Origin of the sequence: Bradyrhizobium sp. 87 (assembly GCF_023073015.1) — a bacterium.
GTDB lineage: Bacteria > Pseudomonadota > Alphaproteobacteria > Rhizobiales > Xanthobacteraceae > Bradyrhizobium > Bradyrhizobium canariense_D.
This window is the reverse complement of sequence record NZ_JADPIQ010000048.1, coordinates 54,149-74,174: the sequence shown is the minus strand read 5'-3', so window position 1 is coordinate 74,174 and position 20,026 is coordinate 54,149. Positions and strand designations below refer to the sequence as shown.

Sequence of the window (20,026 nt, the reverse complement as noted above, 5' to 3'; positions counted from 1 at the left end):
AATGGACAAGACCCAGCCGCATCCGCTGTTCAAGCTTGCGACCGAGCTCGGCCCGCTGCTCGTGTTCTTCTTCGTCAATGCGAAGTTCAATCTGTTCGCAGCGACCGGCGCCTTCATGGTCGCGATCGTCGCGGCGATGATCGCCTCCTATGTGGTGACGCGCCACATTCCGATCATGGCGATCGTGACGGGCGTCATCGTGCTGGTGTTCGGCACGCTGACCTTGGTGCTCCACGACGAGACCTTCATCAAGCTCAAGCCGACCATCATCTACGCTTTGTTCGCCGCGATCCTCGGCGGCGGCCTGTTGTTCGGCCGCTCCTTCATCGCCGTCATGTTCGACCAGATGTTCAATTTGACGCCGCAGGGCTGGCGCATCCTGACGCTGCGCTGGGCGCTGTTCTTCGCCGGCATGGCGGTGTTGAACGAGATCGTCTGGCGCACCCAGAGCACCGACTTCTGGGTCAACTTCAAGGTGTTCGGCGTCACGCCGATCACCATGATCTTCGCCATCGCCCAGATGCCGCTGACCAAGCGCTATCACCTCGAGCCGGCGTCGCTGGAAGCGAGCGAGGCCGAGGCGGGCGATGTGAGGAAGGGTTGAGCTCTCAACTCATCATTGCCGGTTGCGGCCACACACTCAACTGTCATCGCCGGGGCGATCCAGTATTCCAGAGACGGTTGTGAGATACGGAGAGGCCGCGGCGTACTGGATGCCCCGGTCAAGCCGGGGCATGACAGCGGTGTTTGGGGTTGGGTCCTTCGCTCACACTGACGACAGAGCTAGCTCCCCGCCGCCTTCAACGCGTTCTCCATCTGCGGCAACAGCACCGTCCGCAAATTCTCCGGCGTGATCGGTCCCACCAGCTTGTAGACGATGGTGCCTTCGCGACCGACGACAAAGGTCTCCGGCACGCCATAGACACCCCATTCGATCGAGGCGCGGCCGTTGGCATCGACGCCGACGTGGCCGAACGGGTTGCCGTAGCGCCCCAGGAAGCGCCGCGCATTGTCGGCGGCATCCTTGTAGTTGATACCGACGAGCTGGAAGCGCTTGTCTTTTGCCAATTCGGTCAGCAGCGGCGCCTCGTCGTGGCACGGCACGCACCAGGACGCCCAGACATTGACGAGGCTGACCTTGCCCTTGAACGCGGCGGGATCGAGGCCGGGGATCTGCACATTGTCAGCCTGCAATCCCTCGAGCGGCGGCAGCGTGGTTTGCGGCGCGGGGCGTCCGATCAGCGCAGACGGAATTCGCGAGGGATCGCCGCTGCCGAGCCGGAACCAGAACAGCAGCGCCAAGCCGATGAAGGCGATCAGCGGCAGCACCATCAGGAAGGTGCGGCGCTGCGGCGGAGCGGACGTCGATTGCTCGCTCATGATTGATCTCTCATGCTCGATCTCTCATGGCCGATCCGTCGCGCTACGGCCGGAGCGGCGGGTCACGCCGCTGCGCTCGAGCTCGCGCAGGCGCTGTGTCTGGCTACGATGATCGAGCACGATCCAGCCGATCAGGATCACGACCACAAGGGCGGCCGCGGCATAGGATGTCACGATGAAAGACGCATAGGGACCGAGCGACATGATCATGCAGCCCCAGCTTCTTTTGACGTGCTGCCTTCACGCGAGCCGGTGCCGACTTCTGCAAACGCCACACGGCTCGCCTGCATCATCTGCAGGGACCGCACGCGCCGTCGCAAAATCTCGTTGCGCATCGCAGCCAGATGCAGCGTGACGAACAGCAGGGTAAACGCGACCGCCATCACCAGCAACGGAATCAGGAATGATCTGTCGAGCGACGAGCCGCCCATCCGCATCACCGAGGCCGGCTGGTGCAGCGTGTTCCACCAGTCGACCGAGAACTTGATGATGGGCAGGTTGATGGCGCCGACTAGGGTCAGCACGGCGGCGGCGCGCGCCGCGCGGGAGGGCTCGTCGACCGCGCGCCACAGCGCCATCAGGCCGAGATACATCAGGAACAGGATCAGCACCGAGGTCAGCCGCGCGTCCCATTCCCAATAGGTGCCCCACATCGGCCGGCCCCACAGCGAGCCCGTGAGCAGCGCAAGGAAGGTGAAGCTGGCGCCGATCGGGGCGGCCGCTTTGGCGGCGACGTCGGCAAGCGGATGCCGCCACACCAGCGTGCCGAGCGAGGCAATGCTCATCACGCCCCATACGAACATCGACAGCCAGGCATTAGGCACGTGGATGAACATGATCTTTACCGTCGCGCCCTGCTGATAGTCGTCGGGTGCGGTGGCAGACTGATAGAGCCCGATCGCGAGCAGGATGATGGTCGCGGCCGCAAGCCATGGCAGCAGCCGCGCCGTCAGCGCGAGGAACCGTGTGGGGTTGGCGAGGTCGATCAGCGTCATGGTATCCTGATAATCACCGGTAAGCGCTCACGCAATCAGCACGAAAGTCCGCAGCGAAAGTTGATCGGGGTCAAGGTCAGTCCAGCCCATCTCAATCCAGCCCATGCTTCAGGCTCGCCGCAGCCGCGAAGGGGCCGATCACGAGACTGACCAGCGACAGCGCGCACAGGATCGAGAACGGCGCGCCGAACGTCATGGGTCCGACGATCGCCGCCTGCGAGGCTGCGACGCCGAAGATCAGCACCGGTATCGACAGCGGCAGCACCAGGACAGCTATCAGCAAGCCGCCACGATGCAGCGTCACCGCCAGCGCCGCACCGACCATCCCGGTAAATGTCAGCGCCGGGGTGCCGGCGAGCAGTGTCAGCGCCACAGCACCGGTTGCGACCATGTCGAGGTTGAGCAGCAGGCCGAGCACGGGGGTTGCGACGATCAGCGGCAGGCCGGCGGCCAGCCAATGCGCCAGCGCTTTCGACGCGCAGGCGAGTTCCAGCGGGGTCCGGCTCATCGTGATCAGGTCGAGCGAGCCGTCCTCGTGGTCGGCCATGAACAGCCGGTCCAGGGTCAGCAGGCTCGCCAGCAGCGCCCCCAGCCACAGGATGGCGGGTCCGAGCCGCGACAGCAGTGCCAGGTCCGGCCCCACAGCAAACGGCATCAGCACCACCACGGTCAGAAAGAACAGCACGCCAATCAACGCCCCGCCCCCGACGCGGAGCGCGATCCGGATATCCCGGCGGATGAGGGCAGACAGGGCGGTCATGCCACTGCTCCCAGAGGTGAGGAGGCAGCGTCGGCCGGTTGCGCCGGGCGAGCTGCGCTCCCTCCCCCCTTGTGGGGGAGGGCGGGGGAGGGGGGTAGCCCCGAGGAAGATGGTTCTTGGGTGCGGGCTGCTAGCAACGGAGCGCCCGCCTGCCGAACGCGAGAACCGAGAGAGTGCGCCGTGTGGCACCCCCCTCCCTGACCCTCCCCCACAAGGGGAGAGGGAACGGAGAGGGCGGAGTTCGGCCGCTTGGAAACCTGAGGGTCGACCCGAATCACGCCGCACCCCCGATCCGCAGCTCCCGCGAATCGATCCCGAGCGGGGCATGGGTGGCGGCGACGATCAGGCCGCCGCGCGCCAAGTGCCCGCGCATCAATCCGGAAAACATGTCCTGTCCCGCGACATCGAGCGCCGTGGTCGGCTCGTCCAACAGCCAGACGGGGCGGCGGACGGTGAGCAGGCGGGCCAGCGACAGCCGGCGGCGCTGGCCGGCGGACAGGAAGGCGGCGGGCAGATCGGCGGCATGGTCGAGCCCGACGGTGGCGAGTCCCTTGCCGGTGTCGAAACGCTCGCCGCCGAGAAAATCGGCCCAGAACGTCAGATTCTCCGCCACGCTCAGGGCTGGCTTCAGGGCGTCGCGATGACCCAGATAGTGGCATTGCTCCGGCAACGTCAGCTCGGCGTCACCCCCGTCCAGCGCGATCGTGCCGCTCGCCGGAATGAGCAGGCCCGCGATCAGCCTCAGCAGCGAGGTCTTGCCCGATCCGTTGCGGCCGACGACCGCCACGGCTTCGCCGGAGCCGGCCTCGAAATCGAGCGCGGAAAACACCTCGCGCCCGCCCCGCACGCAACTGACCCCGCGTCCGGAAAGCTGCATCTTGCCTCGTATCGATCCGCTCAAAGCCAGGCCTCAGGAAAACTTGGGGTAGCGCATGGGAATTTTTGGCTCGCGGATTGCCGCGGCACGATTGTGGCTGTGGCGGCGCGGTTAGAAAGCTTCTATAAGCCCGGAACTACTTGATGCGGCAACTCAACCTGCCCCTGCAAGTGACTCAGCCTGCCTACGCTGACGGTGTTAAAATACCCTGCCGGGTATAACTGACAATTGGGATTTCCTACATGACCTCGCTCGACAGCTTCAAATGCAAAAAGACCCTCAAGGTCGGCGCCAAGACCTATGTCTATTACAGCCTGCCCACGGCCGAGAAGAATGGTCTGAAGGGAATTTCGAAACTCCCCTACTCGATGAAGGTTTTGCTCGAGAACCTGCTCCGCAACGAGGACGGCCGCTCGGTCAAGAAGGAAGACATCGTCGCGGTGTCGAAGTGGCTGCGCAAGAAGTCGCTGGAGCATGAGATCGCCTTCCGCCCGGCGCGCGTGCTGATGCAGGACTTCACCGGCGTGCCCGCCGTGGTCGATCTCGCCGCGATGCGCAACGCGATGCAGAAGCTCGGGGGCGACGCCGAGAAGATCAATCCGCTGGTGCCGGTCGATCTCGTCATCGACCACTCCGTGATCGTGAACTTCTTCGGGGACAACAAGGCCTTCGGCAAGAACGTCACCGAGGAATACAAGCAGAACCAGGAGCGCTACGAGTTCCTGAAATGGGGCCAGAAGGCGTTCTCGAACTTCTCCGTCGTGCCGCCCGGCACCGGCATCTGCCACCAGGTCAATCTCGAATATCTCTCCCAGACGGTGTGGACCAAGAAGGAGAAGATGACGGTCGGCAAGAAGACCGGCACCTTCGAGGTCGCGTATCCCGACTCGCTGGTTGGCACCGATTCCCACACCACCATGGTCAACGGCCTTGCCGTGCTCGGCTGGGGTGTCGGCGGCATCGAGGCGGAAGCCTGCATGCTCGGCCAGCCGCTGTCGATGCTGCTGCCCAACGTCGTCGGCTTCAAGCTGAAGGGCGCGATGAAGGAAGGCGTCACCGCGACCGACCTGGTGCTGACGGTGACGCAGATGCTGCGCAAGCTCGGCGTCGTCGGCAAGTTCGTGGAGTTCTTCGGCCCCGGCCTCGACCATCTCTCGGTCGCAGACAAGGCAACCATCGCCAACATGGCGCCCGAATATGGCGCGACCTGCGGCTTCTTCCCGGTCGATGCCGCCGCACTGGATTATCTCAAGACCTCCGGCCGCGCCTCGGCGCGCGTCGCGCTGGTGCAGGCCTATGCGAAGGCGCAAGGGCTGTTCCGTACCGCCAAGTCGCCCGATCCGGTGTTCACGGAAACGCTGACGCTCGACCTCGGTGATGTCGTGCCCTCGATGGCCGGCCCGAAGCGCCCCGAAGGCCGCATTGCGCTGCCGTCCGTGGCCGAGGGCTTTTCGCTCGCGCTCGCCAGCGAATACAAGAAGGCCGAGGAGCCGGGGAAGCGCTTCGCCGTCGACGGCAAGAACTTCGACATCGGCCATGGCGACGTCGTGATCGCCGCGATCACCTCCTGCACCAACACCTCGAACCCGAGCGTGCTGATCGGCGCCGGTCTTCTGGCGCGCAACGCCGCCGCGAAGGGCCTCAAGGCAAAGCCGTGGGTGAAGACCTCGCTCGCCCCGGGCAGCCAGGTGGTGGCGGCCTATCTTGCCGATTCCGGTCTCCAGGCCGATCTCGACAAGGTCGGCTTCAACCTGGTCGGTTTCGGCTGCACCACCTGCATCGGTAATTCAGGTCCGCTGCCCGAGGAGATCTCGAAGTCGATCAACGACAACGGCATCGTCGCGGCTGCGGTGCTCTCCGGCAATCGCAACTTCGAAGGCCGCGTCTCACCGGACGTGCAGGCGAACTATCTGGCTTCGCCGCCGCTCGTGGTCGCCCACGCGCTCGCGGGCACCGTCACCAAGAACCTCGCCGTCGAGCCGCTCGGTGAAGGCAAGGACGGCAAGCCGGTCTACCTCAAGGACATCTGGCCGACGACCAAGGAGATCAACGCCTTCATGAAGAAGTTCGTGACCGCGTCGATCTTCAAGAAGAAGTATGCCGACGTGTTCAAGGGCGACACCAACTGGCGCAAGATCAAGACGGTCGAGAGCGAAACCTATCGCTGGAACATGAGTTCGACCTATGTGCAGAACCCGCCCTATTTCGAAGGCATGAAGAAGGAGCCGGAGCCGGTCACCGACATCGTCGAGGCCCGCATCCTCGCCATGTTCGGCGACAAGATCACCACCGACCACATCTCGCCGGCCGGTTCGATCAAGCTCACCTCGCCCGCCGGCAAATATCTCAGCGAGCACCAGGTGCGTCCGGCCGACTTCAACCAGTACGGCACGCGGCGCGGCAACCACGAAGTCATGATGCGCGGCACCTTCGCCAATATCCGCATCAAGAACTTCATGCTGAAGGGCGCCGACGGCAATATTCCGGAAGGCGGTCTCACCAAGCACTGGCCCGACGGCGAGCAGATGTCGATCTACGACGCCGCGATGAAGTACCAGCAGGAGCAGGTGCCGCTGGTGGTGTTCGCCGGCGCCGAATACGGCAACGGCTCCTCGCGCGACTGGGCCGCGAAGGGCACCCGTCTGCTCGGCGTGCGCGCCGTGATCTGCCAGAGCTTCGAGCGCATCCACCGCTCCAATTTGGTCGGTATGGGCGTGCTGCCGCTGACCTTCGAGGACGGCACCTCCTGGTCGTCGCTCGGTCTGAAGGGCGACGAGAAGGTCACGCTGCGCGGCCTCGTTGGCGACCTCAAGCCGCGCCAGAAGCTGACCGCGGAGATCGTCTCCGGCGACGGTTCGCTGCAGCGCGTTTCGCTGCTCTGCCGCATCGATACGCTGGACGAACTCGAATACTACCGCAACGGCGGCATCCTGCACTACGTGCTACGCAAGCTCGCGGCGTAAGCGCGGATTTGTGAACGGTGGCTCACTGCGAAGTGAGTAGTAGGTTACACGAAGGCGGCCTATCACAAGGCCGCCTTCACGCGTTTGCGGCAGGCTTCAGATGGGCCCGCCCGGCACAGAACCTCCCCTTGTACGGTTCTTGGACGGACAACAAATGTGTGAGGCCCGTAAGATTACGGTGACCATCCGGCGGTAAGATTTCCCTCTCACGAGCAATGGTGTGCGGCGTTCGACATGACAACAATGACGGCTTCTCATCTGGTTTCACGCTGGTCCGGTGCCCTCTGGTCGGGAGCTCTTGGTCTCTGTGCAATCGTCGCCGTCATCCGCCCTGCCGAGGCTGATCCCCGCGCCGTTGTCGAGTTGTTTACCTCGCAGGGCTGCTCCTCCTGCCCGCCGGCCGACAAGATCATCGGCGACCTCGCCCGCGATCCCTCGATCATCGCGCTGAGCATGCCGATCGACTATTGGGACTATCTCGGCTGGAAGGACACATTGGCCGATTCGCGCTTCTCTGCACGGCAGCGTGCGTATTCGCGCATGCGCGGCGACCGCGAAGTCTACACGCCGCAGGTCGTGGTCAACGGCTCCACGCATGTCGTCGGCAGCGACCGCACCGGCATCGAAAGCGCCATCGGCAAAACCGAGACGGGCACTGGTGTGATGAGCGTGCCGGTGACGATGTCGCTCGCGGGCAAGCAGATCAACGTCTCGGTGGCCGCGAGCAAGGAGCCGACGGCGTCCCACGGCGAGGTCTGGATCTGCTCGATTGCGAGGTCGGTGCCGATCGCGATCAGTCGCGGCGAAAATCGCGGACAGCAAGTGATCTATCACAACGTGGTGCGCAACCTGCTGAAGGTCGGCGACTGGACCGGCCGCCCGGAAAGCTGGACGGTGCCGATCGAGAACCTCACGCGTGACGGCGTCGACGGTGCCGTGGTCTATGTCCAGGACGGCAGCCGGGAGAGACCGGGCCCGATGCTGGGCGCGGCGTACACGTCGCTGCACTGACGCGCACTTCGAATCGTCCGACTCAAGCACACTCTCAATCCTCATGGTGAGGAGGCGCGTCAGCGCCGTCTCGAACCATGCAGGCCCTGCTGAGGCAGCTCGGCCTCGATCCTTCGAGACGCCGCTTCGCGGCTCCTCAGGATGAGGGGAAAGGGTTTTTGCTGAGATGCTGAGATATCCGTCGAGGCAGAAACATCCCGACCCAAACAATTCGACTCAAACAAAAAAGGACCAACTCGCGTTGGCCCTCCTTGTCGTGCGAACAGACCCGATCCTGACGGCCCCGGGGGGCTGGGGGCTGAGGAATCCGGAACCGAAAGGACCGGGTCAACGCACATAGGTCTTTTCGCAACGCAGGGCGGCAGTCGCTTGGCGGAAAAGCGGCGACACTATGATTCCTGCTAACGATCCCGTGACGGTTTGCCGCGACAGAGTTCCACCGCTGCGTGTGGGCGGATTGGCTCCGATTCCAAGGTCCTTCCAAGGGCCCTTGCGGTGGGGAACAGTTGGCGCAATCATGCAACCGTCATGATCCGCGGTCGAGGGACGGTCTTCGCGGACGCGGTCATGCTGATGCGACAGGAGGCGGCCTATGAGTCTGTCGGAGGATACCGATCCGAGCGAACAGCGTGCGGCGGCGCGCCCCGCCGCTTCGAATGCGCAACTGAGCCGCGTGACGTTCAACCGGCTCGAGCTGCACCGTATTCTCAATCTCTACGGCCGGATGGTTGCCGAAGGCGAGTGGCGCGACTATGCCATCGACTTCCTCAGGGATCGCGCTGTGTTCTCGGTCTTTCGCCGCGCCTCGGAAGTGCCGATCTATCGTATCGAGAAGGATCCGCGCCTCGCGCGCAAGCAGGGCATGTACAGCGTGATCTCGGCGACGGGCTTGATCCTGCGCCGCGGCCACGAACTGGAGCGCGTGCTCCTGGTGATCGATCGCAAATTGGCGGTGGTGTAGCAGGGATCCAGTAGCCCGGATGAGCGTAGCGACATCCGGGTCTTTGCTTGCAGCGTTCCCGGGTATCGCTTCGCTCACCCGGGCTACGGGCCTTACTTCCCCGGCACGCTCTTGGCGCCCTCGCCGAGGCTCCGCTGCATCATTACCGTGTCCAGCCAGCGGCCGAATTTCAGCCCGACGCTGGGATGCGTGCCGATCATTTTGAAGCCGGCCCTGGTGTGCACGCCGATCGAGCCGGCATTGGTGGAATCCCCAATTACCGCGATCATCTGACGGAAGCCGCGTGCCTCGCATTCGACGATCAGCCGCTCCAGCAGGAGCGCCCCGATGCCGCGGCGGTGGAAGGATGGATCGAGATAGATCGAGTTCTCGACCGTGAAGCGGTAGGCCGGGCGGGGCCGGTAGGCACCGGCATAGGCGTAGCCGGCGACGCGCCCGTCGAGGATGGCGACGAAATAGGGGTAGCCGCCGTCGATCAGCGTGCGGTAGCGGCGCGTCATCTCGGCAAGGTCGGGCGGCTCCAGCTCGAACGTCGCGGTGCCCTCGCGGACAGCCTGCCGATAGATAGCCGTGATGGCGGGGAGGTCGGCCTCGGTGGTGGGCCTGATATCGGGTGCGGACATGCCGCAAGATTAGAGCCTTCCCGGGGCGGCTGGAAGAGGCAACCGTGCTTCCTCATACTCCGTCCTTGCGAGGAGCCCTTGCGACGAAGCAATCCAGAAATGCACCAGCGGAGGGACTCTGGATTGCTTCGCTGCGCTCGCAATGACGGTGGGTGTTGAGAGGCTCGCCCCAAACAAAAACCCCGGCCTCTCGGCCGGGGGTTGCTGTCGTCCACTCTGGGCTGGCGCTTAGTCGCGCTGGCCGAGGAGCTGCAGGAGCAGCGTGAACAAGTTGATGAAGTTCAGGTACAGCGACAGCGCGCCGGTGATGGCCGCACGCTCTGCGATGTCACCGCCGGCCGAAGCGTAACCGTAGATGTAGTCGTTCTTCAGCCGCTGGGTATCCCAGGCGGTGAGGCCCGCGAACACCAGCACGCCGACCACCGACACGACGAACTGCAGCACCGAGCTCGCCAGGAACAGGTTCACCAGGCTCGCGATGACGATGCCGATCAGGCCCATGAACAGGAACGAACCCATTCCGCTCATGTCACGCTTGGTGGTGTAACCGTAGAGGCTGAGCGCGCCGAAAGTCGCCGCGGTGATGAAGAACACCCGGACGATCGAGGTGTGCGTGAACACCAGGAAGATCGAGGACAGCGAGACGCCCATCAGTGCCGCGAACACCCAGAACAGGATCTGGGCGGTCGAAGGAGCGAGCCGGTTGATGCCTGCCGAGATCACGAACACCATGGCGAGCGGCGCGAGCATGAACAGCCACTTCAGGGGGCTGACGAACATCGCGTAGCCGAACGGCGTCAGGAACAGCTTGCCGACCCGCACGGCTTCCGGGGTCGGAACGTCCGTCACGGCGGCCATGTAGACGCCGAGGGCGGCAAGGCCGGTGATGGCCAGGCCGATGCTCATGTAGTTGTAGATGCGCAGCATGTAGGCGCGCAGGCCGGCATCGACCGTCGCGGCGTCAACACGCCCGGCGGCCCTGCCGAAAGGAGAAGCGTAATTGCGGTCTAGGTCCGACATGGTCGAATTCCCGTTGGTTGGTCCGGTCCGGCATGAGGGTCGCCATGCCGCCGGTTCGTCAAATTCTATCTCGGATACCGATGTCTGCCGACTAAATTTTGGCTAACAATCGGGGCTCCGAACCCATTCGATATGTGGGAAACTAACACATTCGCTGCAACCGTCCACGCGCGGCTGAATGTCGCCCTTACCTGCAATCCAGACGAGCGGACGTGGTTAATCGCTGGAATCGTGCGATTTCGCTCCCGTGCCGCCGCCCGCTACCATTTGTCACAAATTCCGCAACACCGTGGCGGGCTTTTTGTTCAACGCCAGCAGGGTGCCGGCGAGCCCGAGGCCGACCGTGACGACCAAGGCAGCCGCGACCACGCCGGCTGCGCTGCCGCCCTGCCAGACGAAAGTGAGGGTCATCAGCCGGGTCACGATCATCCAGGCCGCGACGCTGCCGGCGAAAACGCCGAAGACCGCGGTGGCAAGCCCGATCAGGAGGTATTCGAGCGCATAGGCGCCGAGCAGCCGCAGCCGGGTCGCGCCCAGGGTCTTGAGGATCACCGCATCGTAGACCCGGTGGCGATGGCCGGCGGCGAGCGCGCCGCCGAGCACCAGGATCGCCGAGATCAGGGTCACCGCGCTGGCGCCGCGGATCGCCAGCGCCAGGTTGGTCACGACCGAGCCGACCGTCTCCATCACCTCGCGCACGCGCACGCTCGTCACCATCGGATAGGCGTCAGCGACCTCCTTGATGATCTTGCCGTCGCCGGCCGCATCGCCGCCGGCTTCCGTCAGCGTCGCGATGTGGGTGTGCGGCGCGCCCTTGAATGCGTTCGGCGAGAACACGAGGACGAAATTGATGCCGAGGCCCTGCCAGTCGATGCTGCGCAGATTGCTGATCTTCGCGGGGATGTCGCGGCCGAGGATATTGACCACGACCTCGTCGCCGACCTTGAGGCCGAGTCCGTCCGCGATCTTCTTCTCCATCGAAACCAGCGGCGGGCCGGAATAATCGGCGCTCCACCACTCGCCCTCGACCACCTTGGAGCCCTTCGGCAGCTCGGCGGTATAGGTCAGGCCGCGGTCGCTCTGCAGCACCCACTCGGAATCGGTGCTGGGCTTGAGCTCCTCGGCGCGGACACCACGGGCTCCGACGATCCGTCCGCGCAGCATCGGCACGTCGTCGACTTTCGCGCCAGGGGCGATCTGGCGCAGGTATGTGTCGAACTGCTCGGCCTGCGTGCTCGGAATGTCGATGAAGAAGAACGATGGCGCGTGCTCGGGCAGCGCCGCCAGGAACTGCCGGCGCAGATTGCCGTCGATCTGGGTGATGGTGACGAGCACGGCGAGCCCGAGCCCGAGCGACAGCACGACCGAGGGCGTTAGCGCGCCCGGCCGGTGGATGTTGGCAATCGCAAGTCGCAGCATCGGCCATCGCGTGCGCGGCAGCCGCCGTGCGATCGTCATCAGCAGGGCGGCAATGCCGCGGAGCAGCGCGAACACGACCACGGAGGAGGCCACGAACACCGCGGCGATGCGCTTGTCGAAGGACAGCCCGATCACGACCGCGATGAGCAGCGCGATCACGACGGCCATGAAGACGAGATAGCTCCAGCGTGGCCGATGCCATTCGGAGCTGATGGTGTCGCGGAACAGCGCCGCCACCGGCACGTCGTGCACTCGCCCGAGCGGCCACAGGCCGAAGGCAAGCGCCGTGAGCAGCCCGTAGACGAACGACAGCGCGAGCTCGTCGGCATGCACCGCCGGCACCACCGGCAGGGGCAGCAGCTTGCCGAATAGGCCGACGATCGCGAACGGCATGGCGGCGCCTAGTGCGAGGCCGATCACTGAGCCGATCGCGGCGAGCAGGAGAACCTGGGCGAGATAGATGCCGAACACGTCGCGCCCGGTGGCGCCGACGGCCTTGAAGGCCGCGATCACCTCGAGCTTGTGGTCGATATGGGCCTTGACGGCATTGGCAACGCCGACGCCGCCGACCAGCAGCGCGGCGAGGCCGACCAGCGTCAGGAACTGCGTGAAGCGGTTGATGTTGCGCTCGAGCTGCGGCGAGGCATTGGAGCGGCTGCGGACCTCCCAGCCGGCCTGCGGCGCGGCGTTGCGGGCGTCCGCGATGAAGGCGTCGGTGGCGCGCTCGTTGTTGGCGATCTCCGGCAGCTTCACACGATAGACCCAGCGCACCAGGCTGCCGGGTTGGACGAGCCCTGTCGCGCGCAGGCCCGCTTCGCTGATCAGGAAGCGCGGGCCGAAGCCGATGCCGCCTGCGAGCTTGTCGGGCTCGGCTTCGACGGCGCTGCGGATCTGGAACGTCGCAGCCCCGACGGTGACGCGATCGCCGGTCTTGAGCGACAGCCGCGCCAGCAGTGTCGGATCGGCGGCCGCGCCGAACGCGCCGTCGCGCTCCGCGAGCAACTCGGACATCGGCAGCGGCGGCGCCAGCGTCAGCTGGCCCAGCATCGGATAGGTGTCGTCGACCGCCTTCATCTCGACCAGGGCCAGCTTGCCCTCGGCCGAGCGCGCCATGCCGCGCAGTGTGGCGGCGCTCGAGACGGTGCCGCGCGAACGCAGGAAGGCGACTTCCTCCGGCTTCGCCTCGCGCTGAAACAGGACGAACGACACGTCGCCGCCGAGCAGCGTACGGCCTTCGCGGGCGAGGCCGTCGCTCAGGCTCGCCGAGACCGAGCCGACGCCAGCGATGGCCATCACGCCGAGCGCGATGCAGGCAATGAAGACGTAGAAGCCGCGCAGGCCGCCGCGCAATTCGCGCAGCGCGTAACGCAGCGACAGCGCGACGCCGTTGGGCTTCGCAAACGGTGCGGCAGCAGCACTCATGCCGGCGCCGACTGCGTGTCGATGCGCCCCGAACGGAGGCGGATCACGCGATCGCAGCGCTGCGCGAGCGAAGAATCGTGCGTGACCAGCACCAGCGTCATGCCGCGCTCGGCATGCTTGCTGAACAGGAGGTCGACGATCTGTTGTCCCGTGGCTTCGTCGAGATTGCCGGTCGGCTCGTCGGCGACGAGGATCGCTGGATCGGGTGCCAGTGCGCGGGCCAGCGCCACGCGCTGCTGCTCGCCGCCGGAGAGTTGGGTCGGATAATGATGCAGACGGTCGCCGAGCCCGACCGATTGCAGCTCCTGCGCCGCGCGCTTTGCGGCGTCGGGATTGCCCGCAAGCTCGAGCGGCACCGCGACATTCTCCAGCGCGGTCATGGTCGGGATCAAATGGAAGGACTGGAAGACGATGCCGACCTGGCGGCCGCGGAAGCGGGCCAGTGCGTCCTCGTCGAGGGCATTGAAAGGCGTGCCGTTGACCACCACCTCTCCGTTATCAGGACGCTCCAGCCCCGCCATCACCATCAGCAGCGTGGATTTGCCCGAACCTGACGGGCCGATCAGGCCGATCGTCTCGCTCCGGCCCACGCGCAAGCTGATATCCTTGAGGATGTGAACGCGTGCCGCGCCCGTACCCAATGACAGATTGACGTTGGAGATGGCGATGGTGTCGGCCGAACTGTCGGCGAGCGAAGAGGAAGAGATGCGAGTGTCCATGGTCCGGTCATATGGCAACTCCGCCCGCGCGGTCGAGAGGCGTTACGGATTGTTCATGCACATAGCCGTGTTGATGTTCGCTTTGATGACCGTCGCAAATCCGGCATGGGCTGAGGCGGCGAAACCGATCAAGCTGGTGGTTCTCGGCGATTCCCTGAGCGCGGGTCTTGGCCTCCCGGCCCAGGAAGCGTTCCCCACAAAGCTTCAAAAAGCTTTACAAGACAAAGGCATAGAGGTCGGCATGACCAATGCCGGGGTATCCGGCGACACCTCCTCGGGGGGCCGTGACCGGCTCGACTGGTCGGTCCCTGACGGAACCGACGGTGTGATCATCGAGCTCGGCGCCAATGATGCGTTGCGCGGCATCGATCCCGATTTGACCCGCACCGCGCTGACCGAGATCGTCCAGCGCCTCAAGGCGCGCAAGATCGCGGTGATGCTGTGCGGCATGCTGGCGCCGCCGAATTACGGCGCGGATTATGCTGCGCGCTTCAATTCGATTTATCCGGATCTGGCGAAAAAATTCGGCGTGCCGCTCTATCCGTTTTTTCTCGATGGTGTCGCGGCCGATGCCAAGCTCAACCAGGCCGACGGCATTCATCCGACCGCGGCCGGCGTCGATATCATCGTCAAGAATATCTTGCCTACGGTTGAGGCATTCCTTGGCACCATCGCTGAGCAACGGCGTTGAAAACCAGGCAGCGCTAACCGTAATTCCCAGGGTTTTACCGGAGTAAGGCGCGCGATGCTTCGCAGGGTCACACAACTGCGATAGGAATTAGGGTACCGGTGATTCGTCGCCGGCTCTAAAATTTGGATATGATCTTGCCCTGGGATCATGCCCAAGCATCGGGAGTGCGAAACGATGCCGCGTTTGTTCACTGGTCTGGAAATTCCGGCCGAGATTGGCCAGTCGCTTTCCAATTTGCGGGGCGGCCTTCCCGGCGCCCGCTGGATCGATCCCGAAAATTACCATGTCACCCTGCGCTTCATCGGCAATATCGATGGCATGTCCGCCAACGAAATCGCCTCGATGCTGTTTCGCGTCGACCGTAAGCCGTTCGAGGTGAAGGTGCAGGGTTTGCAGAGTTTCGGCGGACGCAAGCCGCGCGCGGTGGTCGCCACCATCGTGCCGAGCAAGCCGCTGATGGAATTGCAGGCCGAGCTCGAGCGCCTGATGCAGCGGATCGGCCTCGACCCGGAAGGCCGCAAGTTCATCCCGCATGTCACGCTGGCCCGGCTGCACGACGCCACCGACCGTGACGTCGCCGATTATCTCTCGCTGCGTGGCTATTTTCCCAGCAAGGCATTCACGGCCGAACGTTTTGTTTTGTTCTCGTCCCGCGCCTCAACCGGCGGCGGCCCGTATGTGGTCGAGGACGCCTACGAGCTGTGTGAGTAGCGAAGCTCTCGTGCCCCGGACGCTGCGCAGCGCGAAGCGGTGCGCTGCAGAGCCGGGGCCCATTACGCGGCGATAGACGAACGGTCCTGTACGAAACAGTCGGTCCCGGCTCTGCGCAGCGTCACTGCGTGCCGCAGCGCGTCCGGGACACGGAATGCATGGCGCCCCGCCCCAATTCACGGCTTGCAATTTCCGCTCATCTCTGGCGGTAAAGAGCATGCTCTCGACCCCCAGTTCCTCATTCCGCGAGGCCTATCAGGCCCAGATCGCGTCCGGCGCGATCGAGCCCGACGCTGCGCAGGCTGAAATCGCCGACGCCTATGCCGCGCTCGACCAGCGGCTCGCCGATTACAAGCCGCCGCGCAAGCAGGGCCTGCTCAGCCGCCTGTTCAGCAGCGACAAGGACGAGGCGCCGCACGGGCTCTACGTCCATGGCGAGGTCGGCCGCGGCAAGACCATGCTGATGGATCTGTTCTTCCAGCACTCGACAGTCGAGCACAAGAGGCGCGCCCATTTCCACGAATTCATGGCCGAGGTGCACGAGCGCATCTACGATTATCGCCAGGGCATCGCGCGCGGCGAGATTGGCGACGGCGACGTCATCGCGCTGACCGCGCATGCGATTTTCGAGGAGAGCTGGCTGCTCTGTTTCGACGAATTCCACGTCACCGACATCGCGGACGCGATGATCTTGGGCCGCCTGTTCGCAAAGCTGCTGGAGCTCGGCACCGTGGTGGTCGCGACCTCCAACGTCGCGCCTGACGACCTCTACAAGGGCGGCCTGAACCGTTCGCTGTTTCTGCCCTTCATCAGGCAGATCACCGACCACATGGACGTGCTGCGGCTCGACGCGCGCACCGACTTCCGGCTGGAAAAACTTCAGGGCGTACCGATGTGGCTGACGCCGGCAGACACCGAGGCGGACGCCGCGCTCGACCGCGCCTGGTCGAAGATGTCAGGCGGCGCCAAATGCAAGTCGCGCGATATTTCGATCAAGGGCCGCATCCTGCACGTGCCGTGCTCGGCCCACGGCGTGGCGCGCTTCACGTTCGCCGATCTCTGCGACAAGCCGCTCGGGGCATCCGACTATCTCAGGCTGGCGCACGACTATCACACCATCCTGGTCGACCATATTCCAGTGATGGATTTCTCCCAGCGCAACGCCGCCAAGCGTTTCATTACGTTGATCGACACGCTGTATGACAATGCCGTGAAGCTGATGGCCTCCGCCGATGCCAACCCGATCTCGCTCTATCTTGCCAATGAGGGCAACGAGGCCAACGAGTTCAAGCGCACCGCGTCGCGCCTGATCGAAATGAGCTCGGAATCCTATCTGGCGCTGCCTCACGGCCGCAAGGATTCCACCGCCAGCGGCTCGACCAAGGGCTTGGTCGAGACTTAAGTCCTATTTGCCAGCGCTGTCATTCCGGACTCGGCGCTTCCCCAAGCCCCGGAATGACAAGGTTGCGCTTGAATACGCGGCAAGCCCGACAATTGGGCAACCCGTGACTTGAACGGGGGAGGCGAAAGGGATAACCACCCGTCTCAGTTTTCCCCTCCTTACGTGTCTAAAGGACAGGCTCACATGGCGCGCGACAAGATTGCTTTGATTGGCTCCGGTCAGATCGGCGGAACGCTGGCTCATCTCATCGGCCTGAAAGAGCTGGGCGACGTGGTGATGTTCGACATCGCCGAGGGCGTGCCGCAGGGCAAGGCGCTCGACATCGCGCAGTCCTCGCCGGTCGACGGCTTTGACGCGCACTACACCGGCGCGAACTCCTACGAGGCGCTCGACAACGCAAAGGTCTGCATCGTCACCGCCGGCGTGCCGCGCAAGCCCGGCATGAGCCGCGACGACCTCCTCTCCATCAACCTCAAGGTCATGGAACAGGTCGGCGCCGGCATCAAGAAGTACGCTCCCGACGCCTTCGTCATCTGCATCACCAACCCGCTCGACGCGATGGTCTGGGCCCTGCAGAAGGCCAGCGGCCTGCCGCACAAGAAGGTCGTCGGCATGGCCGGCGTGCTGGATTCGTCGCGCTTCCGCTACTTCCTGGCCGACGAGTTCAACGTTTCGGTCGAAGACGTCACCGCCTTCGTGCTGGGCGGCCATGGCGACACCATGGTGCCGCTGGTAAAATACTCCACCGTCGCCGGCATCCCGTTGCCCGATCTCGTCAAGATGGGCTGGACCTCGCAGGCGCGCCTCGACGAGATCGTCGACCGCACCCGCAACGGCGGCGCCGAGATCGTCAATCTGCTCAAGACCGGCTCGGCCTTCTATGCTCCGGCGGCTTCCGCGATCGCGATGGCCGAGAGCTATCTGCGTGACAAGAAGCGCGTGCTGGCCTCGGCCGCCTACCTGAACGGCGAATACGGCGTGAAGGACATGTATGTCGGCGTGCCCGTCGTGATCGGCTCCAAGGGCGTCGAGCGCGTCGTCGAGATCGAGCTCGTCGGCAAGGACCGCGAAGCCTTCGACAAGTCGGTCGGCGCAGTGCAGGGTCTGGTTGACGCCTGCAAGAAGATCGCGCCCGATCTTCTGGGCCGCTAAACCCAACATTCCCCGCCGAAGATCGAAAAACCGGTCTTCGGCGGTTTCACTTCCGGGCCCCCGCTGCAACTCTTGTAGAGGACGGGGCGGGCTCCGGATCGGCAGTCCAGAGATCGATGTCAGAGAATCCGGGTTGCAGTTCCTGTGGTATATGGTATGCCAGCCACAAGACTGAGGTGGGCCTACGAGGTCACCGCCCGCGGGTTCAGGGAGCGACTAAATGAATATCCATGAATATCAGGCCAAAGCGCTGCTGAACGAGTTCGGTGTCGCGATCTCGAAGGGCGTTCCGGTCCTGAAGGCAACCGATGCGGACGCGGCGGCAAAGGCACTCCCGGGCCCGGTCTGGGTCGTGAAGAGCCAGATCCACGCCGGCGGCCGCGGCAAGGGCAAGTTCAAGGAAGCGTCGGCCGGCGACAAGGGCGGCGTCCGCATCGCCAAGTCGGCCGCGGAAGTTTCCGAATTCGCCAAGCAGATGCTCGGCGCAACGCTCGTCACCATCCAGACCGGACCCGCCGGCAAGCAGGTCAACCGCCTCTACATCGAGGACGGCTCAGACATCGACAAGGAATTCTACCTCTCGATCCTGGTCGACCGCGAGACCTCCCGCGTCTCCTTCGTGGTGTCGACTGAGGGCGGCGTCAACATCGAGGACGTCGCGCACAACACGCCTGAGAAGATCGTGACCTTCTCGATCGATCCCGCGACCGGCATCATGGGCCATCACGGCCGCACCGTCGCGAACGCGCTGAAACTCTCCGGCGATCTCGCCAAGCAGGCCGAGAAGCTCACCGCGCAGCTCTACGCGGCCTTCGTCGCGAAGGACATGTCGATGCTGGAGATCAACCCGCTCGTCGTGACCAAGCAGGGCCAGCTCCGCGTGCTCGACGCCAAGGTGTCGTTCGACGACAACGCCCTGTTTCGTCACCCCGAGGTGCTCGCGCTGCGCGACGAGACCGAGGAAGACGCCAAGGAAATCGAGGCGTCCAAATACGACCTCAACTACGTCACCCTCGACGGCAATATCGGCTGCATGGTCAACGGCGCCGGTCTCGCGATGGCGACGATGGACATCATCAAGCTCTACGGCATGGCGCCGGCGAACTTCCTCGACGTCGGCGGCAGCGCCAGCAAGGAAAAGGTCGCGGCCGCCTTCAAGATCATCACCGCGGATCCCAACGTGAAGGGCATCCTGGTCAACATCTTCGGTGGCATCATGAAGTGCGACGTGATCGCCGAGGGCGTCACGGCCGCCGTGCGTGAAGTCGGCCTCAGCGTGCCGCTGGTGGTTCGCCTCGAAGGCACCAATGTCGAGCTGGGCAAAAAGATCATTCGTGAATCCGGCCTGAACGTGGTGCCGGCCGACAATCTCGACGACGCCGCGCAGAAGATCGTGAAGGCCGTCAAGGGAGGCTGAGGCCATGACTCAGGACCATCTCGCTGCATCATCCCCGCTGCCGGAGCACGCGCGTCTTGCCGCGTTCGCCGGTGAATGGAATGGCGAAGAGGTGGTCTTTCCGTCGCGCTGGACGGAGGGTGGAACGGCGACTTCTCGCGTCGTGGCCCACATGGATCTCAATGGCTTCTATCTGATCCAGGACTCGGTCCAGACCCGCGACGGCAAGCAGAGCTTCGCCACCCACGGCATCTTCACCTTCGACCGCGAAGACCGGACCTACAAATTGTTCTGGTACGACTCGCTCGGCTACACGCCGCCTTCGCCCGCCTCCGGCGGGTGGGTCGGCAAGACCCTGACGCTGGTGCGCGGCTCGCTCCGCGGCAATGCGCGCCACGTCTATGAAATCATCGACGACGATTCCTATTCGTTGAAGATCCAGTTCTCGCCGGACGCAGAAGGCTGGGCCGACGTGCTCACCGGCGTCTACCGCCGCATCCACTGACCTCTCACTCGTTAGTTTC

General features: G+C 64.3%; 19 protein-coding genes. 10 read left to right on the top strand and 9 right to left on the bottom strand.

The annotated features are described in order from the left end of the window. The first annotated feature begins 1 nt into the window (after position 1). The gene (locus tag IVB50_RS09915) at positions 2–604 is read left to right on the top strand and encodes a septation protein A (RefSeq protein ID WP_007598838.1); all 603 of its coding nucleotides are present in this window, start codon (positions 2–4) and stop codon (positions 602–604) included. 179 nt (positions 605–783) lie between these two features. Here the strand turns inward: IVB50_RS09915 and IVB50_RS09910 are convergent, their stop codons facing one another. The 5 genes from IVB50_RS09910 to ccmA all read right to left on the bottom strand — a co-directional run bounded on the left by IVB50_RS09910 (position 784) and on the right by ccmA (position 4,012). After that, a complete protein-coding gene (locus IVB50_RS09910) occupies positions 784–1,380 on the bottom strand; it encodes a DsbE family thiol:disulfide interchange protein (protein WP_018459815.1) in 597 nt (198 codons plus the stop codon). A 24-nt stretch (positions 1,381–1,404) separates the two neighbouring features. Beyond that, on the bottom strand, positions 1,405–1,590 hold the full coding sequence (ccmD, locus tag IVB50_RS09905) for a heme exporter protein CcmD (protein WP_018459816.1): 186 nt from the start codon (positions 1,588–1,590) through the stop codon (positions 1,405–1,407). Further along, positions 1,587–2,375 (bottom strand): heme ABC transporter permease, encoded by a 789-nt coding sequence (locus IVB50_RS09900; protein WP_018459817.1) that lies wholly within the window; start codon positions 2,373–2,375, stop codon positions 1,587–1,589. Before IVB50_RS09900 ends, ccmD begins: the two co-directional genes overlap by 4 nt. 91 nt (positions 2,376–2,466) lie before the next feature. Then, on the bottom strand, positions 2,467–3,135 hold the full coding sequence (gene ccmB / locus IVB50_RS09895) for a heme exporter protein CcmB (protein ID WP_018459818.1): 669 nt from the start codon (positions 3,133–3,135) through the stop codon (positions 2,467–2,469). Between the two features lie 274 nt (positions 3,136–3,409). Next, positions 3,410–4,012: a heme ABC exporter ATP-binding protein CcmA gene (gene ccmA / locus IVB50_RS09890; RefSeq protein WP_026233883.1), complete on the bottom strand. Its 603-nt coding sequence runs from the start codon at positions 4,010–4,012 to the stop codon at positions 3,410–3,412. Positions 4,013–4,254: 242 nt separating this feature from the next. Here ccmA and acnA point away from each other — a divergent pair, with 242 nt between their 5' ends. From acnA to IVB50_RS09875, 3 genes are all read left to right on the top strand, one after another. After that, positions 4,255–6,975 carry an aconitate hydratase AcnA gene (gene acnA, locus IVB50_RS09885; protein WP_018459820.1) on the top strand — a complete coding sequence of 907 codons (2,721 nt, stop codon included), beginning with the start codon at positions 4,255–4,257 and terminating at the stop codon, positions 6,973–6,975. Positions 6,976–7,209: 234 nt separating this feature from the next. After that, positions 7,210–7,986, top strand: a complete 777-nt coding sequence (locus IVB50_RS09880) for a DUF1223 domain-containing protein (RefSeq protein WP_026233884.1) — start codon at positions 7,210–7,212, stop codon at positions 7,984–7,986. A gap of 592 nt (positions 7,987–8,578) precedes the next feature. Further along, on the top strand, positions 8,579–8,947 hold the full coding sequence (locus IVB50_RS09875) for a DUF2794 domain-containing protein (protein WP_018459822.1): 369 nt from the start codon (positions 8,579–8,581) through the stop codon (positions 8,945–8,947). A 92-nt stretch (positions 8,948–9,039) separates the two neighbouring features. On the opposite strand, the gene IVB50_RS09870 is transcribed toward IVB50_RS09875, so the two are convergent. From IVB50_RS09870 to IVB50_RS09855, 4 genes are all read right to left on the bottom strand, one after another. Further along, positions 9,040–9,570, bottom strand: coding sequence for a GNAT family N-acetyltransferase (locus IVB50_RS09870; RefSeq protein ID WP_018459823.1), 531 nt, complete (start codon positions 9,568–9,570; stop codon positions 9,040–9,042). A 228-nt stretch (positions 9,571–9,798) separates the two neighbouring features. Further along, positions 9,799–10,590: a Bax inhibitor-1/YccA family protein gene (locus tag IVB50_RS09865; RefSeq protein WP_007598855.1), complete on the bottom strand. Its 792-nt coding sequence runs from the start codon at positions 10,588–10,590 to the stop codon at positions 9,799–9,801. A gap of 270 nt (positions 10,591–10,860) precedes the next feature. Beyond that, on the bottom strand, positions 10,861–13,431 hold the full coding sequence (locus IVB50_RS09860; protein WP_018459824.1) for an FtsX-like permease family protein: 2,571 nt from the start codon (positions 13,429–13,431) through the stop codon (positions 10,861–10,863). Further along, entirely contained in the window at positions 13,428–14,150 is a 723-nt protein-coding gene (locus tag IVB50_RS09855; RefSeq protein ID WP_247295772.1) for an ABC transporter ATP-binding protein, read from the bottom strand. Before IVB50_RS09855 ends, IVB50_RS09860 begins: the two co-directional genes overlap by 4 nt. A gap of 55 nt (positions 14,151–14,205) precedes the next feature. Here IVB50_RS09855 and IVB50_RS09850 point away from each other — a divergent pair, with 55 nt between their 5' ends. The 6 genes from IVB50_RS09850 to IVB50_RS09825 all read left to right on the top strand — a co-directional run bounded on the left by IVB50_RS09850 (position 14,206) and on the right by IVB50_RS09825 (position 20,007). Continuing rightward, the gene (locus tag IVB50_RS09850; RefSeq protein ID WP_026233885.1) at positions 14,206–14,841 is read left to right on the top strand and encodes an arylesterase; all 636 of its coding nucleotides are present in this window, start codon (positions 14,206–14,208) and stop codon (positions 14,839–14,841) included. Between the two features lie 174 nt (positions 14,842–15,015). Beyond that, the gene (gene thpR / locus IVB50_RS09845; RefSeq protein WP_007598862.1) at positions 15,016–15,552 is read left to right on the top strand and encodes an RNA 2',3'-cyclic phosphodiesterase; all 537 of its coding nucleotides are present in this window, start codon (positions 15,016–15,018) and stop codon (positions 15,550–15,552) included. A gap of 217 nt (positions 15,553–15,769) precedes the next feature. Continuing rightward, positions 15,770–16,954 (top strand): cell division protein ZapE, encoded by a 1,185-nt coding sequence (zapE, locus tag IVB50_RS09840; RefSeq protein ID WP_085348694.1) that lies wholly within the window; start codon positions 15,770–15,772, stop codon positions 16,952–16,954. Positions 16,955–17,137: 183 nt separating this feature from the next. Further along, a complete protein-coding gene (mdh, locus tag IVB50_RS09835; protein ID WP_007598869.1) occupies positions 17,138–18,106 on the top strand; it encodes a malate dehydrogenase in 969 nt (322 codons plus the stop codon). A 220-nt stretch (positions 18,107–18,326) separates the two neighbouring features. Then, a complete protein-coding gene (gene sucC, locus IVB50_RS09830; protein WP_018459829.1) occupies positions 18,327–19,523 on the top strand; it encodes an ADP-forming succinate--CoA ligase subunit beta in 1,197 nt (398 codons plus the stop codon). A gap of 4 nt (positions 19,524–19,527) precedes the next feature. Then, positions 19,528–20,007 (top strand): DUF1579 family protein, encoded by a 480-nt coding sequence (locus tag IVB50_RS09825; protein ID WP_007604324.1) that lies wholly within the window; start codon positions 19,528–19,530, stop codon positions 20,005–20,007. Positions 20,008–20,026 lie beyond the last annotated feature (19 nt).

Bases quoted from the DNA above. Each gene is read 5' to 3' on its own strand.
- IVB50_RS09875 (WP_018459822.1), top strand. From the start codon at position 8,579: ATGAGTCTGTCGGAGGATACCGATCCGAGCGAACAGCGTGCGGCGGCG.
- acnA (WP_018459820.1), top strand. From the start codon at position 4,255: ATGACCTCGCTCGACAGCTTCAAATGCAAAAAGACCCTCAAGGTCGGC.
- IVB50_RS09860 (WP_018459824.1), bottom strand. From the start codon at position 13,431: ATGAGTGCTGCTGCCGCACCGTTTGCGAAGCCCAACGGCGTCGCGCTG.
- IVB50_RS09880 (WP_026233884.1), top strand. From the start codon at position 7,210: ATGACAACAATGACGGCTTCTCATCTGGTTTCACGCTGGTCCGGTGCC.
- zapE (WP_085348694.1), top strand. From the start codon at position 15,770: ATGCTCTCGACCCCCAGTTCCTCATTCCGCGAGGCCTATCAGGCCCAG.
- sucC (WP_018459829.1), top strand. From the start codon at position 18,327: ATGAATATCCATGAATATCAGGCCAAAGCGCTGCTGAACGAGTTCGGT.
- mdh (WP_007598869.1), top strand. From the start codon at position 17,138: ATGGCGCGCGACAAGATTGCTTTGATTGGCTCCGGTCAGATCGGCGGA.
- ccmD (WP_018459816.1), bottom strand. From the start codon at position 1,590: ATGATCATGTCGCTCGGTCCCTATGCGTCTTTCATCGTGACATCCTAT.
- IVB50_RS09855 (WP_247295772.1), bottom strand. From the start codon at position 14,150: ATGGACACTCGCATCTCTTCCTCTTCGCTCGCCGACAGTTCGGCCGAC.
- ccmA (WP_026233883.1), bottom strand. From the start codon at position 4,012: ATGCAGCTTTCCGGACGCGGGGTCAGTTGCGTGCGGGGCGGGCGCGAG.
- IVB50_RS09910 (WP_018459815.1), bottom strand. From the start codon at position 1,380: ATGAGCGAGCAATCGACGTCCGCTCCGCCGCAGCGCCGCACCTTCCTG.
- IVB50_RS09915 (WP_007598838.1), top strand. From the start codon at position 2: ATGGACAAGACCCAGCCGCATCCGCTGTTCAAGCTTGCGACCGAGCTC.
- IVB50_RS09900 (WP_018459817.1), bottom strand. From the start codon at position 2,375: ATGACGCTGATCGACCTCGCCAACCCCACACGGTTCCTCGCGCTGACG.
- IVB50_RS09850 (WP_026233885.1), top strand. From the start codon at position 14,206: ATGCACATAGCCGTGTTGATGTTCGCTTTGATGACCGTCGCAAATCCG.
- ccmB (WP_018459818.1), bottom strand. From the start codon at position 3,135: ATGACCGCCCTGTCTGCCCTCATCCGCCGGGATATCCGGATCGCGCTC.
- thpR (WP_007598862.1), top strand. From the start codon at position 15,016: ATGCCGCGTTTGTTCACTGGTCTGGAAATTCCGGCCGAGATTGGCCAG.
- IVB50_RS09865 (WP_007598855.1), bottom strand. From the start codon at position 10,590: ATGTCGGACCTAGACCGCAATTACGCTTCTCCTTTCGGCAGGGCCGCC.
- IVB50_RS09825 (WP_007604324.1), top strand. From the start codon at position 19,528: ATGACTCAGGACCATCTCGCTGCATCATCCCCGCTGCCGGAGCACGCG.
- IVB50_RS09870 (WP_018459823.1), bottom strand. From the start codon at position 9,570: ATGTCCGCACCCGATATCAGGCCCACCACCGAGGCCGACCTCCCCGCC.